We start from the raw sequence: 16,897 nt of genomic DNA on the forward strand, positions 1-16,897 counted from the left end.
TAAAAACCCTGTAGTAGGTATAGGGTCAAGTAATATTTGTTGACGGGAGTAATTCAAATGGAACTGAAAATTGGCGAACTTGCGAAACGTTCTGGCTGTCAGGTCGAGACTATCCGTTTTTATGAGAAAGAAGGACTACTGCCTCCCGCTGTACGCTCGCAAGGGAATTATCGTTTGTATAGTGAGATGCATGCGGAGAGGCTACAATTTATTCGTCATTGCCGATCGTTAGATATGACCTTGCATGAAATTCGCCAACTTTTGCAATATAAAGACGCCCCTCAAGAAACCTGTGTTGAGGTCAACTACCTATTGGATAAACATATTGAGCACGTTGCGCATCGCATTACCGAATTATTACAATTACAAAAGCAACTCACCCACCTACGGAGTCTTTGCGACAATCCAACTCTTGGCAAAAATTGCGGGATTCTGCACAACCTTGCAACAACAGAAGGATTGCCGGGTAAGAACTTAGGTAGTCATCGTGGTGGCTGCCATTGATGTGTAGACCCATCACGCGCTTTATTCAATTGTCTGCGACGTAGTAAAAGATAGACCGCAGGCACTACGAACATTGATAGCAATGGCGCCGTAATCATGCCGCCGACCATGGGCGCTGCGATCCGCTGCATTACTTCAGAACCGGCACCGTCTCCCAACATAATAGGTACCAAACCTGCGATGATGACCGCGACGGTCATTGCCTTGGGACGTACCCGTAAAACGGCACCTTCACGAATCGCATCCAGTAAATCTAGCTCGCTGGTTTTTCCTGCTGCCAAACGGTCTTCCCAAGCGTGCTTTAAGTACAGCAACATGATCACGCCGAATTCCGCTGAGACACCCGCCAAGGCGATAAAACCGACACCGCTGGCGACGGAAAGATGATGCTCCACCGCCCATAAGAGCCAGATACCGCCAGCTAAAGCAAATGGTAAGGTACCCATGATTAAAACTGCTTCATCCACACGTTTGAAGGTCAGGTATAGCAACACAAAGATAATCATGAGCGTGGCAGGTACCACGATTTTAAGTTTGGCTGTTGCCCGTTCCAGAAATTCAAATTGTCCAGACCAGGAAATCGAATAACCCGCTGGCAATTTAACTTCTTTAGCGACGGCCTTTTGCATGTCTTGTACGGCAGAACTCAGGTCACGATCACGGATATCGACATAGACCCAGCCTGATAAGCGCGCGTTTTCGCTTTTTAACATCGGTGGGCCATCGTTAATCCGAATGTCAGTCACGTCCCCCAAGCGAATCTGTGCACCGCGCTCCGTCAGTACCGATAATTGACGCAATTTTTCGACCGAATCGCGCACTTCACGCGGGTAACGCACATTGATCGGGAAGCGCTGTAAGCCCTCAACCGTTTCACCAATATTGTCGCCACCGATGGCCGCTGATACCACGCTTTGCACCTCGGCGATATTTAAGCCGTAGCGCGCTGCGACATCCCGATTGATATTGATATCGATATAGCGCCCACCGTTCAAGCGCTCAGCTAAAGCAGATGACACACCAGGTACTTGTTTAATGACGCGTCCAATATCACCAGTGATGCGATCAATTTCTTTCAAATCCACGCCCGCAACCTTGACGCCCACCGGGCTCTTGATACCAGTAGCCAGCATATCGATACGGTTGCGGATCGGTGGTACCCAGATATTCGATAGCCCGGGTACTTTGACAGTGCGATCGAGTTCTTCAATCAACTTGTCGGTGGTCATGCCGGCGCGCCATTGGTCACGCGGCTTAAATTGGATCGTGGTTTCGAACATTTCCAATGGCGCAGGATCAGTCGCCGATTCAGCACGACCAGCCTTGCCAAATACACTATGCACTTCCGGTACCGTTTTAATCAAACGGTCGGTTTGTTGCAATAGTTCAGTGACTTTGCCAGCACTTAAACCAGGTAGAGCTGACGGCATATACAGCAAATCGCCTTCATCGAGCGGTGGCATGAACTCGCCTCCTAGACGGGACATTGGCCAGATCGTCGCAAGCGCAATCAAACTAGCGATCAACAACGTCATCTTAGGGAAGCGTAAGACGCCTTCCAGCAGTGGACGATACAGTGCAATTAAGAAGCGATTCAGTGGGTTCTTTTGCTCATCCGGAATCTTGCCGCGTATCAAATAGCCCATCAATACAGGTATGAGTGTTACCGCCAGACCGGCTGCAGCTGCCATGGCATAAGTTTTAGTGAAAGCCAAAGGAGAAAATAAGCGTCCTTCTTGGGCTTCCAGCGTGAACACCGGAATGAAAGACAGCACGATGATCAACAACGAGAAAAACAATGCTGGCCCAACCTCGGCCGCAGCATCGCCGATCACGCGCCAATGCGCATCTCCCGTCAGTTCTTGTCCGGGATGCGTATGATTCCATGCCTCGATATGCTTATGGGCGTTTTCTATCATCACGACTGCCGCGTCGACCATGGCACCGACTGCGATGGCGATGCCGCCCAAGGACATGATGTTGGCATTCACGCCTTGGTAGTACATGACGATAAAAGCAATCAGGATGCCGATAGGCAAAGTGACGATCGCCACCAACGCCGAGCGCAAATGAAACAGGAAGAGCGCACAAACAATGGCAACGACGATGAACTCTTCGATCAGTTTGTGTTCCAGATTGCTGACAGCACGTTTGATTAAATGTGAACGGTCATAAGTAGGCACGATCTCAACACCAGCGGGTAAGCTCGTTTTAAGTTTTTCCAACTTGGATTTCACCGCGGCAATCGTCTCCAACGCATTTTTACCAGAACGCATGATGATCACACCACCAGCTACTTCGCCTTCGCCATTGAGTTCAGCAATACCGCGCCGCATTTCTGGCCCAATTTGAATTCGCGCCACATCACCCAGTTGCACTGACACACCTGCATCCGTGGTGCTCAATGGGATCTTGCGAAAATCCTCCAGTGATTTAAGGTAGCCAGAGGCACGTACCATGTATTCGGCTTCACCCAATTCCAGTACCGAACCGCCAGTTTCCTGATTGGCTTTTTGCACCGCTTCTATGATCTTGCTATGCGTGATGTTGTAGGCTCGCATCTTGTCCGGGTCGAGCTGAATCTGGTATTGGCGTACCATGCCACCAATACTAGCGACTTCAGAGACATTGGGAACCGCCTTCAATTCAAATTTAAGAAACCAATCCTGCAAGGCACGCAACTGCGACAGATCCATCTTGCCGCTGCGGTCGATCAAGGCGTATTCATAGACCCATCCAACACCGGTGGCGTCAGGACCTAAGGCGGTCTTGGCTTGCGGCGGCAGGCGGGATTGCACTTGATTCAGATATTCAAGCACGCGCGAACGTGCCCAATAGGGATCAGTGCCATCCTCAAACAAGATATAGACGAAGGAGTCACCGAAGAAAGAATAACCGCGCACCGTCTTGGCACCAGGTACTGAGAGCATGGTCGTCGTCAGTGGATAGGTAACCTGGTTCTCGACGATCTGCGGTGCCTGACCCGGATAACTGGTGCGGATAATCACCTGAACATCGGACAGATCAGGAATCGCATCAAGCGGCGTGCGTGAAAATGCCCAGATCCCCCAAGCGCTCATCATCAACGTCGCCAACAATACCAGGAAGCGGTTGACGATAGCCCAACGAATTAGTTTAGCCATCATTTTTTCGCTCCTGCAGGTACGGAAGGCATTGACATATCGCTCATCGTTTCGCTTTTCGTTGTCTTAGCTGGCATGTCTTTCTTCGGCGTAGCAATCGTTGGCGCAATGGTGATGATTTGAAATACGCCTTCTTTGATTGCGCGTATTTCGAAGATGACGGTGTCGCCAATTTCAACATTTTTCGGCAAACCGCCAGCTGGCAATTTGAAGCCCATGGTCATCGATCCCCACTGCAAAGCAGGAATCGGTCCGTGCGAAATCGTCATTGTCTCTTTATCGATTTTTTCGACCTTACCTTCGGCACGGTATGTTGCTCCCATAGTGCTGCTATTGTTGGGTGATGCCGACGTGTCACTCATGCGAGTTGCCGTTCCTTTCAGACTGGCTTCGGAATCGACAAGAAACTGACCAGAAACGACAACCTTTTGTCCTGCCTCCAGGCCTTTAATGATTTCGGTTTGCCCCTTGCTTTCCATACCGATCACAACATCAACCGGTAAGAACGTACCATTTTCTTGTGCAACCATCACAACGCTGCGCTTTCCCGTCGCTATCACCGCTTCGGTGGGTATCAACAAGCACTCCTTGCGCGCAAGCCCATCAAAATTAAGCGTAGCAAACATCCCCGGCACCAGTTGGCCGGAAGGGTTGGCCAGTTCGATGCGTGCCTTTAGCGTACGGGTGACTGTATCGATTTGTGGGAGAATCGCGCCGACCTTGCCCTTGAAAACTGTACCCGGCAGTGAAGGCGTGCGCGCCTCGACAGTATTGCCGGTGCGTACTTGGGTAGACAAATTTTCTGGAATATCAGCATTAACCCAAATGGTCGCGTTGCCATTGATACGGAATAAGGATGCGCCGGTCATCACCGTCATGCCTTCCCGTACTGTGAGTTCAGAGATCACGCCATTAAGCGGCGCGGTAATCGTAAGACGCGAGTGAACTTTGCCGCTGGCTTCAATCATGCGTATCTGATCATCGCTCATGCCCACCAGACGCATCCTTTGTTTAGCGCCGTCCAACAGGCCTTCCATGGCACCCACTTGCAGGCGTTTGGCACTCAAATACTCTTCTTGAGCGGCAATCCAATCTGGCACATACAGTTCAGCCAGGGGCTGGCCTTTGCGCACCACATCGAATGGTGCTCGCACGTACAGTTTTTCTACAAAGACATTGCTACGTGCCTGCACCAGTGCCACATCGCGCTCGTTGTAAGCAATACTCCCCACCGCGACCACATTCGGTACCAGATTGCCTGTGGTGACTTCTGCCGTTCGTATCCCTAAATTCTGCTGAACACGCGAACTGATGCTGACCTTACCGTCATCGTCCTCGCCATTGGCATACACAGGTACCAATGGCATATCCATAAAAGGAGATTTGCCCGGCTGATCAAATTTTTGACCTGGTACCATCGGGTCATGCCAATACAGGACCTTCTTAACAGTACCTCCTGCTTTGGGTATTGGGGCAACTGCATCGCTTATCGGCGGTGTGATAGTCTTCATTCCTTGCCGTTTGCCAAGTTGATATGTCCCGTAGCCACTGACGAGGATGAGGATAACAAGGCTAAGCATGAGGATATTTTTCTTGGTTTTCATTGGAATTCCTTGTTGAGGATTGAGGACAAATGTCCATCCTGTGTGTCGACTGGAAATAAGAACTGCAGTTGCGCCCACAAACGAGCGGTATCCGCTTGCAATTGCAGCGCCTGCAAACGCACATCTATCTCGTTGCGGCGCGTACTCAACACTTCAGCAAGATTGGATTTGCCACCCCGATAGGCAGTGATGACGGCTTCTGTGCGACTAATTGCAAGAGGGACTAATTGATTCTGAAAACGCGTCATACGTTCCCGACCGCTTTGCCAGTCATAGATCATGCTGCGTATTTCCGCCACGCGGGCACGCCATATTTCGTCGCGCTCAGCCTTAGCCTGTTCGGCCATGGCGAGTTTGGAAGCGAGTTCGCGATCTTGTCGATTCTTTTGGTCCCACTGAAACGGTATCGATACGCCGACCGACACCATATTCGAATAGGCTGGGCCACGTTGTTGAAATGTTGCCTCAATCGTCCAATCCGCTTTTTTGTTTGCTTGCGCAAGTTTTACATCCGTGTCGGCAATAGTCGCCTGCCATGTCAGCGCTGTAATTTGTGGGTGATGACTTAATTGCGTGTCGAGCCTTGCCATATCCAAGGGAATATTGTCGATGGCCGGTTGCCCAATCAGCGTCGCTTGTGCCGTTTCACCAATCCAACGTGCCAGCATGGCCTTGGCACTCAGGACGCGTCGCCCGATTTCACTAAAGCGGTCTTCTACTAACGCCAAGGCACTATGTGCGGCCAGAATATCCGCTTGGCTACCGCGTCCGGCGCGATAGGCTGCCTCGGCAGTCTTTATTTCCAGCTTCGCTTGATTGACTTGCTCCATCACCACTGCGAGCATTTGCTCAGCGTAATAGCGTTCTAACCAGGCAAGCGCAGTATCGCGATAAATAGCGGCAATCGTGTTATCTTTTTCTGCCAAGGTTTTTTCTGTGTTGCGCTCATAGCGCTCGGCGCGCAGCTGACGTTTGTCAGCACGCGGTATTTCCTGCATGATACCGATGCGACGCATCGTCATAAAATCGCGCGTTAAACTGAATTGATCTTGCCCACTTAATGGTAAATTATCGATACCAACTTTTAAGACAGGATCAGGTAATTGACCTGCGGCTATGGCCATATCACGTGACGCTTTCACTGTCATATCTTGTGCGACTACCTGGCGTGATCGTTTGACCGCAAGTTGCTGCGCTTCATATAAAGTCAGTGAACCATCGGCGGCGAGTGCGTTGAAAGATGCGAGGACTAATCCAATGATCAAAATGGACGAACTAATTCGCTGAGCAATAGCAAAAGTATTGTGTCGCACTGCAGTCAGCGTGACGAAAATAGATGACATAAAATCTCCAGATAGCAATAGACAATATCGTGAGCAGTTAGTGATAACAGCTCAACAGTAAAGGACTAGGCAATCTGAAATTAAATGCGGAAACAGCAGTTGAGGATAGTGATGGGCGGTGCGTTGGAGCGACTTGCGATGATCGATTCAGGCTTAGCGAAAGCTAAAAATCTATCATAATCATTGGCATTTAAAGCGAATATTAAAGCCGTCGCGATAAAAGGATGAACATCAGGGAATGCAGGTTTATCTAAAGACTGTTTGCTTTGCGTATCTTGGGCGTGAGCTTGGCAAAGACCCGGTTGATTTTTATCCATGCCTTCACAGTTTGGCATGTCGGAAGAATCGACGTCCATCGACATCGCCATCATTTCCGGCATACCGGGACAGACGTATGACGCCACAGCACACTGCATAAACAGAATGCTAAATAGCGCAATACAAATGGTAAGGATGCGAAATCGACGATGCATTTTCTTAACTTCTTAATAGACTCTTGGTGCAGAATAGGTGAACCTAGCAGCACATGTCAAGTTACCATTTTGTAAGGATTCAAACTTAGTTTGGAGCGACATTTTGTCGCCTCACTGACGATGCCCGATAAAATGCTTAATAGACGATTGACTGTTGCAACTAATTATGAAGATGTAAATAATGATTTTGTTTCTTGATTTCGATGGCGTGCTGCATCCAGAGCCATGTTTTGATCGCACTCAGTTTTTTTGTTTTTTACCTAAACTGGAAATGGTACTCCACGATTTCCCTTCAGTAAAAATTGTGATAAGCAGTACCTGGCGAGAAAATCGCTCACTCCATGAACTACGAGGCTTTTTTAGTGAAACAATCCGTCATCGAATTATTGGTACGACACCGCATTGGCGTGACTGCGCCGAATTACTGGAAGTGATCGGATTTCAACGTCAGACAGAAATTGAGGCCTGGCTACGGAACTCACCAGAACCGTGGGAGTCATGGATCGCGATTGATGACAAATCATACCTGTTCCGACCATTCATACCCAATTTAATCAAGACAGCATCAGCAATTGGATTTGATGAAGTCGCTGAAATGCGATTGCGTACGTTGTTATCGATTTCGTAGATAAAACTGCGTGCTATGGTTGACATCGATTTGAAGCCGGTGTCTTCAAGGGAATAGATGATTGCTATTTTTCAGAGACTTTTTTCTTACGATGATTTTGTTCAGCGATTGACTGAATGATAATTTCTAAGCCTTCATGTGGATCAGCATCGATGGCCTGGCAGTACTTGATGAATTCTACAAGTTCAATTTTCTTTCGATCTTGCTCCATCTTCCCGACGCTCGTGAAGTGAGCACCAATGATGGGGGCAATCTCACGCAATGTTAATGAAGACACCGAACGCCTCAGCTTCAGCCAAGCACGCAGTTTTTCATAATGAGGTGAGTAGGAGGAAGTTTTCATTGTAGCGATAGTAGATACGCGATACAATGTAGCGAAATTCGATACAAAACCTTGACGCAAAATGAAGCAAAGAAAATTTAAAAAGGAAGTAATCGACACTTTTCGGTTATTGGCCGGCAAGACTTTTACAATAGGCAAAGCACTTGAGGTGTATTTAACGACACCGTCAAAAATTCATTCCGAATCAAAATCTGCCAGGCAATTTGTTCATAGAAACATATTGAGGTTCTTATCGACAGGTGACATTGTTCAAGTAGCCTCTCAGGGACGTGCGCAACAATACAAAATGACGGATCAGTTTAGTGAGCGACTCACAAACGAAAATCAATCGTCTAACACAACAAAGAATGAACCTTTGGTGCAAAAGAATACGCTCGGAAAAAATTTGACTGACCGTCTTAATCAACAAAAATTGATGTTACTCACTGCCATCGGCGAGGCCGAAGAGTACGACGCCATTTATAAAGAGCTACCAGAAATTGGCGCGCAAATTCAAGAGCTTTATAACGAATCACGAGACAGATGCTCTAAATTATTAGGCAAAGTAAAAGCAATTGAAAACCTGATCGCATTGAGTTCTCGATAATCATGAAACTGAGAAAGTGGCAGTCAGCGTGCATTGAACTTGCATGGCGAAAATTCGCGACCAAAGAAAACCATTTCCTTTGCTTAGCAACGCCTGGGGCTGGAAAAACTGTCATGGCGTCAACACTAGCCAATAGACTCTTTCTAGAAAATAAAATAGATCTTGTTTTGTGTTTTTCTCCGTCGGTTACAGTGGCATCTGATTTTGAATCGGCACTGGCGACACATACCAATTTACGGATGGATGGACTTTTAGGCTCTAAAGGTCGCTCTTTAACCTATCAAGGAATGCTCCATCTCAATGCTTCGTTTTGGGCACTATTTGAGACCTATCGTATATTCGTCATTTTCGACGAAATCCACCATTGCGCGGGTGATGGGATAGAAAATGCGAATGCCTGGGGTCAGAAAATTATTGAAAATATTCAAGGGCATGCTGCCTATACATTGGCATTGACGGGAACTCCTTGGCGGTCAGATCAAATTCCCATTGCGCTTTCCCGTTACTGTCAAAATAACCGAATTCACTGCGACTATATTTATGGACTGATGCAGGCCGTCTCGGATAACGTCTGCAGAACACCCCAGATTACCTTGATCGATAACGACAACGTGACCGTTAAGCAAAATGGTGAGAGTTTTAAATATTCGTCGTTCGGACAATTACTCAAAGATTCCAAATGTTCTTACCAACAGCTAATCGAAAACGAGGAGCTGATCGCCTATCTGATAGGGAAATCGACGGGTAAGCTAAACACCATCAGAAAACAAATTCCTGATGCAGGTGGATTAATTGTTGCGGCATCGGTCGAACATGCAAATAAAATTGTCAGAATTTTAGAAGATCGCTTTAGCGAAAAAGCCTATGTGGCAACGTACCGGGTAGAAGATCCGCAGCAAACGATCAACGAGTTTAAGCATAATTCAGAAAAGTGGATTGTGGCTGTTGGCATGATCAGCGAAGGTACAAATATTCCAAGATTACGTGTGTGCTGTCATCTGACGCGGGTCAAAACTGAACTTCACTTTCGACAGGTACTCGGACGAATATTGCGAAGTAACGATGAAACAAAGAGTGATGCTTTTCTCTACATGCCAGCTGAACCAGATTTGATTGAATACGCAACGCGTGTGGCGCAAGAAATACCAGAGGGCTTGAGCGTAAAATTTGATTCGATGTCAAAAACAAAGAATGAAGTAACGCAAAAATCTAATACAGAGAGAAACAAGTCATTCAATCAAGGACTTACCTTGGACTTAGGTCGAACATACGAGAAAGCGTCTATGTTGACTTCGGATATTTATGTCCCTCATGAGCGTTCAACACTGGCAAATACCTATGAGACTAGCATTAATATTTTTGGTAAATTCAAGCAAGAACTAATTGCAATGCGACTTGGACTTTCTATAAGATAGGGATAATAGAAAATTTACTGAAATCTTCAGACACGAACCATGGTTAAACCGATTATTGCCTTGGACGCTGACGGCGTATTACTGGACTATCACGTCGCTTATCGTAGCGCTTGGGAGAAAGCATTTAACCATTGTCCTGCATTAAAGGACCCAAACGCCTATTGGCCAATAGATCGCTGGGATGTACGTAAGTTAGAGGGCGATGAACTGGTACAGTTTCGATGTTTTTTTAACGAAGAATTTTGGAGAACTATCCCTGCAATCGATGGTGCAATAGACGCCTGCAATCAATTGCACGATGCAGGATTTGAACTAGTTTGTGTCAGCGCCATTGAGTCAAAATTCGAAAATGCACGATTAGAGAACTTGATGAACCTTGGGTTTCCTATTCGTCGGGTCATTGCGACCAGCAATACGGCCAGTGCGACGAGCCCCAAAGCGGCTGCGCTAAGTTTGTTGAATCCAATCGTTTTTGTAGATGATTTTCTTCCCTATCATCGCGGTGTTTCTCCGACCATTCATCGCGCACTCATCACTCGGGAAACGAATGGCACACCTAATCTCGGCACCGAGCTCGACAATATCGATTCAAGCCACCAAGATCTACGCATGTTTAGCAATTGGTGGCTAGAAAATTCACCAAAACTGTCATCATGAACTTAACGGACGAATCATTAAGCAAGTGGGAAGTCACACTGATCGATGCTGGCGATGGAAGCGGCGATTGCTATGTCGAATTTCCCAAGGAATTACTAGAGAAACTCGATTGGCATGAAGGGGATGTTATCAACGTCGATATCGTCGACGAGCAATTGCTTCTCGTAAAAGTATATGGTTGAACTATTTTTTTGCGGGGATACCCACGGTGAGTTTCAGCATGTGATTGATGCAGTGAAATTGCATCGACCAGCCGCGATTATTTTCTTAGGCGACTTGCAAGCCAAGAGGCCATTAGAAGTCGAACTCCAAGAAATTATCTGCCTGACGGAAGTCTGGTTTATTCATGGGAATCTCGACACAGATTCTGATGTTGACTTTGACCATCTTTTTAGCTCAGGCCTTGCCGACCGAAATTTACATGGCTGCGTGGTCGACATTGGCGGGTATAGAATTGCCGGTCTTGGTGGCGTTTTTAGAGGTCAAGTGTGGCTGCCGCCCAATGCTCCCAAGTTCGATTCACAAGAAGATTACGCATACCATGGCGGTAAGGGAAACTTGTGGCGTGGAGGACTCACCAGAAAGCATCGCAGTACCATATTCCCGATTGACTATGCATCATTAGCTAGTCAGAAAGCAGACATTCTCGTAACGCATGAGGCGCCTAGCTGCCATCCCCATGGATTCTCCGCTATCGACCAACTGGCACGCTCGATGAACGTAGGTTGGAGTTTTCATGGTCATCATAATGACGACTACGATTACCAACAATCGCGAAAATCTCTCGGCTTTAGTGCTTATGGCGTTGGGTTATATAACATTGCAAAGTTTGAAGGTACTTTAACTCAATTATTTTAAAGTAAATCAAACACTCTTCATTTATGAATCTTTGCGGATTAAAGAGATCTGTATGTACGAAGTTAAGCGCTGTTGTATCGCTAGAACTAAAATCACTTTCGAAACACGCGAGCCCGCAACGAAAATGCTATTTCTCTTCCCAGTCGGCGTGTGTCCATTTGATCAAAAGCAATCCATCGTCCGTTTCTCTCAAACGCACGCACTTGCCAGGTTCGTCGCGCGTCGAGGGATGAACCCGGTTCTTTTCAATCATGTCGAGCCATCTGTTGATTTTGAATTGTGCCGAATCAATTTCGAAATCCGCGGTTGCGTTTAGCAAATCCTGCAAGGGCGACGTTTTCTTCCATTCACAGCACGTCCAGGCCTGCGGATATGCACAAAGATACCCGTCAGCGTTGACATTTGCTTCTGAAGTGTATTCAATTAAATTGGCATCGTACATGACTTTCGACTCTTGAAAAAAACGGTAGGTTTCATCATTGGCTTTCCGCTTCGAAAGAACATTGTATTTATTTCCAAATTCCAGTTCCAGTTCTTCCAGCGCCACCTCATAGGGGCACAATAATCGCCAGTTCGACCGCCTGTCGGGATCGGTCTTAAGCCAATGATAACCCCAACCTGCTTTTTCCCTTCGCCAAGAGCAGCAACATTCTCCATGCCTTCTTCTAATCTGATCCTGTACAGCACGGAGCTTTCCCATATACGGCGGGGGCTGATGAGAACGTATGGCAACATCTTTAAAGAATGCAAATATCATCCAAAACGGTATGTTCGGCCTCAACCGACAGATCTCATCACGGACGCTACTTGGAAAATGGCGTGTCTCCAGATGGCATTTCTCACCTCTGGCTACGAAAAGTGACTCTATAAGCTCCGGCATCGATTCCAACTTTTGAAGTCGACCCATCAAATGGTTATATGAGCGCTCCCCGGTCTGATGAAAAAAATCGGAATTCCAAAATTCGCCACGAGAAAACTCTTTAGCGGCTTCGCTAGATTTTCGCGTCCAATCCAACAGCAGCCGAAGATAGACGTTTTCTCGTGCATTCGATATAAACGGATCGATTTCCTCGCATCTTGGCCACGTTCGGCAACGCGATATCATCAATTTTTTGGTCGAACTCACCCTACTTGAAGCAATTGAAGCACTCACGTGTGTATATTGAGCCAACTCTAGCGATCGAAGATGAAATGGACAGCGCTTGAGCCAGGGTAGTTCATGAAGGTGACTGTGATACCCTGAATCAGCACATCGCGGGCAATAATGAACCCGGTCCGAATAGAGCTTTTCACCGTGGACGTGATAAGCGTCGAAGTCCCCAAGGTGAACGGAGGTATGGAAAATACTCTCTACTATGTCGATATCTTCATTCAGCAGAGAAGCTATACGACACAGATCTTCCTTTGTAAGGCTGTACTCGTGGCCTACAGTGTAGCCAAAAAATTTCTGAAATTCCTTAAGATTTATGCAGTTGAGCGCGCAGAAATTGGCGGCCAGCGACAAAGGGGACTCGTAGTAGCGCAGTTTGCCAGGCCACCAATTCACTTCAGGTAATAGTTCGATACAAGTCCGCTGTTCAACAAATCGCGGCCCGTAATTACCGCGTAGCTCCGGGATTGGTGGGTATTGCTCAAGTTCCACGCCTCCACCCCTTCTCGATCAAGCGACTTGAGTGATGGCATCGATGTGCCCGGAAAATCCTGTTTCCCTAATGATATCTACCCAAGAATCATAATGAGTGACGTCTTCCCATTCTTGTCCTTCTGCGAGTCGCCATAATGCTTCCTCGATCGCCAAGGCGACATGTTTCATCGGAATTTCGACTTCGAGCGATCTTTTTTCATAAAAGAGCTTGAATTCAGATGGTAGCAAATCGTTCAACGCCCTCCAAAGGTCGTCGGTGCAATCCGCCAGACGGCGGCCTGCCAAAAATTGCGCTGGCGCAAAGTAATGAAGATAGGATTTGCCAGAGCCAGCAGGCCATTCTGATTCCTGGTCGTATCCTTCCAGGACAAACCTTAATTCTTCGATGCCTCGCAAACCATGGAAGGGTGAGTTTAAAACAAAAAATCGAGCAGCAATATGAGAATTTCCGGTTTTGGCCAGGTAGTCATGTTGGTAGCCGATTTGCTGCGTGCCGATCGAAAATACGCTAAGTCGGTAGCCATCTAAATCGAGAATGTTCTGTAGTCCCATTAGCCACTGCCATTCACGCAAAGTTACGTCCTGCGCTTCGTCGATCAGTATCACGATATAGTTGCTATTCGACGCGTTTGCTAAAGAAACCATCCGATTTCGAAATAGCTCCCGCACCCCAGCACGTCTGCTCTTATGCTTCATCTCGTCGACAAACCGAAACTTCGACGCCAGCAATAGGTCTCTCCAGAAATCGACCTCGCTCACATGCATGTCATGTCTCCTTACCCAAATAACGAGTGGGATCGCGGCGTTGAAACGTTCTTCAAGCGCGGAGCGCACATACCATTTGATACCTCGGGATTTGCCGAAGCGAGAGGGGCCGTGAATGTATCCGCCCGACTCCATTCGGTTTATCCAGTTTCCGATCGTTTCGATTAACTCGTTAATCGGCGGCGTATAAACCGCATACTCCTGAGTCGCAATGGGATGCTGAGGGCTGATATGGGAGGGGCGTATTATTCGCATGATTTTTTAGTTGTTGGCAGCCTTGCGCGGCGCGGGAAGTGTACGGCGGGACTCACGTGTTTTTGCGGGGCTAGGAGTCGCGTGATTTCGAACACTATTCTCTTTGGCCCGCGTGGATTCTCGGGCCTGACGCTCGCTAGCTATTTCGATCATGGATCGTCCTACCATCGCTTCTGCTACGTCAATCAGGATTCTTCGTGCCTCAAGATAAGCAGGATGTACCGGTAATTTTTTACCTTCTTGCCGCTCACAGTACCGGATGAATACTTCAATGGCATCCTGGCCTGCAGCGACTTTCAATTTCCCAGCGTTGATCCATGATGCAACGGCGTTCCTAACCTCAAGACTATGGGGTAACCGATTCCATGGGGAACTTACCTGCAAGATCCCCAAAGGTTGCCCGCTCTCCGAGGACGCCCGAACGACGCGCACGTCATCTTCAATATGATTGATGATCCAAATTTTCTTGCCGACGAGATCATGACGCTGACCAAGAATGTCGCTAGTATACCTTCCATGTCCGAAGTACACGAAGGGACGTCGGCCTTGCTCATATCCTCCGTGGACGACACAGAGCTTTCGGAAACTAACAATATCGCTTACAGAATTCGGATCAGCATAACGAAGCGATCGCTCCGGATAAGCCATACGAAATTCGAGATAGTCGAGCGGCGAGCGGCCGCCAAGACTTGAATGAGGGGTGACGTTGTAATTGGCAATCAAGACAGCAAGCAACTCCGCTGCATACTCAAGCTGGAACTGGCTGGTGAGCGCAACTTCGTCCGGGTCTCGCCCGCCTTTGTCCGAGGGTTTTCCGCCGGTCGTGTTCGATAGCCTTTGAAAGCCACGCTGCCCCAGTGTACGGAAGAAAGTCTCGATAAACGGACGGTCGTCTTTACTCCTTCTCACGGCGAAACTATTCTCGGGTTCAAGCAAGTCTGATCCGACAACATCTTTTAATACTTGTTTTACATGTTTGCAAGTTTCTGCCAAAGAGCCGTCAACGCTGGTTTCGTCCCAACAGACTCCGATGAATTTTTCTGAAGCAGCCGATGGCAGGTTCGCCTTCGGACGATAGGCATCATTTCCAAAGGTGATTTGTATCCGTTTGGATTTGGTTAGCGCCATTTTTAAAGCTCGAAGAACGTCGACCTTGGAGACTTCTTTGCGCATACTGAAGTGGTAGCCAAGCACAGCCCGCGACGTGACCTCAAGAATTACGACCACCCACAATCTATGGACGATTTTTTGAGCATATCCGCCGGTAGGCTGAGGAATCATTATGCTGAAGCGACCGTCAGTTTTGTGCGCGTCCATTTCCACACGCTGAAACAAGAAGTGGACTGGCCTGTCAGTGCCATCGCCCGTCAACATCTTCTTTTTGTTGTTAGGACCACCTACGACCAATGCTGCTGATTCAGGATTTTCGTCTAGAACGGATTTGATGAATCTGCTGACTGAGACGTATCCCATGTTTTTCGTATTGAAGGGCCACTTGCTTTCGGTTTCATAGCCGAGCGCGCGAAGTTCCCCAAGGAACCATTGCCAATGACCTTGCTTACTACGCCTGTTGACTGAGAGCTTATTTTGCGAGCCAGTGGACAGGATGCGTTTGACGAACTTCTCTCGTATGGCTGGATGCTGGTTTAACACCGTATTTAAGGCGCCGACCGCTCCCTGGCCGAACTTATCGACGTTGATTTTGTGCTTACGCTGATATGAATTGATCCGCTCCCAAGGAACCAAGGCGCGCCATCCCCACACCTCCCCATCCCTGTGAACCAACAGACAGCGCTCCTTAATAAGTCGAATAGTCTGCGAGAGCCCTATACCCGCCTGCTTTTTGATTTCGCTCTCTGTCGCTCCGTCGAAGTACAGCATGATTGCTTTCTTTCGTGCAAAGTAGCCATCTTTAAGTGGGCCTTGTGGAAGTGCTCCTTCATCTGGGTATTTCCAGTCGAATACTCTGAGTTCTTCAGTGTTTAGCCGTCTGCTGTTTTTCGCGCGCATCGCTTTCCACCTCGGTTATGCCATCTGAAATTTTGACCAGTGGTGGTAAATATACATTATTATGTAAAGCGGTGAAAGACCCACACTTTTACGTAAATAACTCGAAATTAAAGGTGTAAATGAACAAGCGCAATATCTAATAAAAACAATGACTTACAGGGCATCATTATTCACAAAATTATGTTTTCACACGAAGATTTATCATATGCTGGATAGTCGCTGAGATGACTTGATTGGTTTGATGCTGTCTTCTATTTACCAAGTTGATCCGTCGTGACCAAATTAGCGAAAATCGGGACACAAGTGAGCAAGCATGTAAGTGTCCAAAATGTAAACTGCAAGCCAACTGCACTAGATAAAAATCCAATCGCAGCTGGACCTGCGAAGATCCCAGCATAAGCAATTGTCGAAATGGCGGCAATCGATCCAATTCCAAAGCAAAGAAAAAGCAAACCAAGTACATGACCTGCTATGAAAACAGTAATCGGGTTGCGAGGCGACTTGCTGGGCTATCGGCAGATAACACTATTGTTTCCTTTTTGTTGATGAGCTAGGCGGTCGCAGCAGCGTTGGATGCGTTCGTGAAAATAAGTTATTTCTATTAAATTGTGCTGACCATCACATCAATGTTGTTCGGCTCCTCTTAATATTCCCCAATCTTAATTTAA

General features: G+C 47.4%; 15 protein-coding genes. 7 read left to right on the forward strand and 8 right to left on the reverse strand.

The genetic code is table 11. From position 1 onward, the window contains the following. Positions 1–57: 57 nt before the first annotated feature. Entirely contained in the window at positions 58–504 is a 447-nt protein-coding gene (gene cadR / locus KDM90_RS00810; RefSeq protein WP_329605275.1) for a Cd(II)/Pb(II)-responsive transcriptional regulator, read from the forward strand. Here the strand turns inward: cadR and KDM90_RS00815 are convergent. From KDM90_RS00815 to KDM90_RS00830, 4 genes are all read right to left on the reverse strand, one after another. Continuing rightward, positions 483–3,650 carry an efflux RND transporter permease subunit gene (locus tag KDM90_RS00815; RefSeq protein ID WP_212673719.1) on the reverse strand — a complete coding sequence of 1,056 codons (3,168 nt, stop codon included), beginning with the start codon at positions 3,648–3,650 and terminating at the stop codon, positions 483–485. The genes cadR and KDM90_RS00815 overlap by 22 nt on opposite strands. Next, positions 3,647–5,251, reverse strand: a complete 1,605-nt coding sequence (locus KDM90_RS00820; protein WP_212673720.1) for an efflux RND transporter periplasmic adaptor subunit — start codon at positions 5,249–5,251, stop codon at positions 3,647–3,649. Before KDM90_RS00820 ends, KDM90_RS00815 begins: the two co-directional genes overlap by 4 nt. Continuing rightward, a complete protein-coding gene (locus KDM90_RS00825; RefSeq protein WP_212673721.1) occupies positions 5,248–6,594 on the reverse strand; it encodes a TolC family protein in 1,347 nt (448 codons plus the stop codon). Before KDM90_RS00825 ends, KDM90_RS00820 begins: the two co-directional genes overlap by 4 nt. 80 nt (positions 6,595–6,674) lie before the next feature. Beyond that, a complete protein-coding gene (locus tag KDM90_RS00830; RefSeq protein ID WP_212673722.1) occupies positions 6,675–7,067 on the reverse strand; it encodes a hypothetical protein in 393 nt (130 codons plus the stop codon). A 181-nt stretch (positions 7,068–7,248) separates the two neighbouring features. On the opposite strand from KDM90_RS00830, the gene KDM90_RS00835 reads away from it, so the two are divergent. Beyond that, a complete protein-coding gene (locus tag KDM90_RS00835; RefSeq protein WP_212673723.1) occupies positions 7,249–7,695 on the forward strand; it encodes an HAD domain-containing protein in 447 nt (148 codons plus the stop codon). Positions 7,696–7,759: 64 nt separating this feature from the next. Here KDM90_RS00835 and KDM90_RS00840 read toward each other — a convergent pair whose 3' ends face one another. Further along, the gene (locus KDM90_RS00840) at positions 7,760–8,038 is read right to left on the reverse strand and encodes a hypothetical protein (RefSeq protein ID WP_212673724.1); all 279 of its coding nucleotides are present in this window, start codon (positions 8,036–8,038) and stop codon (positions 7,760–7,762) included. Between the two features lie 61 nt (positions 8,039–8,099). Between KDM90_RS00840 and KDM90_RS00845 the strand changes: the two genes are divergently transcribed. Genes KDM90_RS00845 through KDM90_RS00865 form a run of 5 tightly spaced genes read left to right on the forward strand, consistent with a single transcriptional unit; the run spans position 8,100 to position 11,554 of the window. Further along, complete coding sequence (locus KDM90_RS00845) at positions 8,100–8,624, forward strand: hypothetical protein (RefSeq protein ID WP_212673725.1); 525 nt, start codon at positions 8,100–8,102, stop codon at positions 8,622–8,624. Positions 8,625–8,626: 2 nt separating this feature from the next. After that, positions 8,627–10,039 carry a DEAD/DEAH box helicase gene (locus KDM90_RS00850; RefSeq protein ID WP_212673726.1) on the forward strand — a complete coding sequence of 471 codons (1,413 nt, stop codon included), beginning with the start codon at positions 8,627–8,629 and terminating at the stop codon, positions 10,037–10,039. A gap of 39 nt (positions 10,040–10,078) precedes the next feature. Next, a complete protein-coding gene (locus KDM90_RS00855) occupies positions 10,079–10,696 on the forward strand; it encodes an HAD family hydrolase (RefSeq protein WP_212673727.1) in 618 nt (205 codons plus the stop codon). Then, complete coding sequence (locus tag KDM90_RS00860) at positions 10,693–10,878, forward strand: AbrB/MazE/SpoVT family DNA-binding domain-containing protein (protein ID WP_212673728.1); 186 nt, start codon at positions 10,693–10,695, stop codon at positions 10,876–10,878. The genes KDM90_RS00855 and KDM90_RS00860 overlap by 4 nt, the downstream gene beginning before the upstream one ends. Then, positions 10,871–11,554 carry a metallophosphoesterase family protein gene (locus KDM90_RS00865; protein WP_212673729.1) on the forward strand — a complete coding sequence of 228 codons (684 nt, stop codon included), beginning with the start codon at positions 10,871–10,873 and terminating at the stop codon, positions 11,552–11,554. The genes KDM90_RS00860 and KDM90_RS00865 overlap by 8 nt, the downstream gene beginning before the upstream one ends. A gap of 127 nt (positions 11,555–11,681) precedes the next feature. On the opposite strand, the gene KDM90_RS00870 is transcribed toward KDM90_RS00865, so the two are convergent. The 3 genes from KDM90_RS00870 to KDM90_RS00880 are packed head-to-tail and all read right to left on the reverse strand — an operon-like array spanning position 11,682 to position 16,229. After that, on the reverse strand, positions 11,682–13,196 hold the full coding sequence (locus KDM90_RS00870) for a hypothetical protein (protein WP_212673730.1): 1,515 nt from the start codon (positions 13,194–13,196) through the stop codon (positions 11,682–11,684). Between the two features lie 18 nt (positions 13,197–13,214). Continuing rightward, positions 13,215–14,219: an ATP-binding protein gene (locus tag KDM90_RS00875; protein ID WP_212673731.1), complete on the reverse strand. Its 1,005-nt coding sequence runs from the start codon at positions 14,217–14,219 to the stop codon at positions 13,215–13,217. A 6-nt stretch (positions 14,220–14,225) separates the two neighbouring features. Continuing rightward, positions 14,226–16,229 carry an integrase core domain-containing protein gene (locus KDM90_RS00880; RefSeq protein ID WP_212673732.1) on the reverse strand — a complete coding sequence of 668 codons (2,004 nt, stop codon included), beginning with the start codon at positions 16,227–16,229 and terminating at the stop codon, positions 14,226–14,228. Between the last annotated feature and the right edge of the window lie 668 nt (positions 16,230–16,897).

This window comes from Affinundibacterium fentianense, assembly GCF_018139545.1.
Classification (GTDB): Bacteria; Pseudomonadota; Gammaproteobacteria; order Burkholderiales; family Burkholderiaceae_D; genus Undibacterium; species Undibacterium fentianense.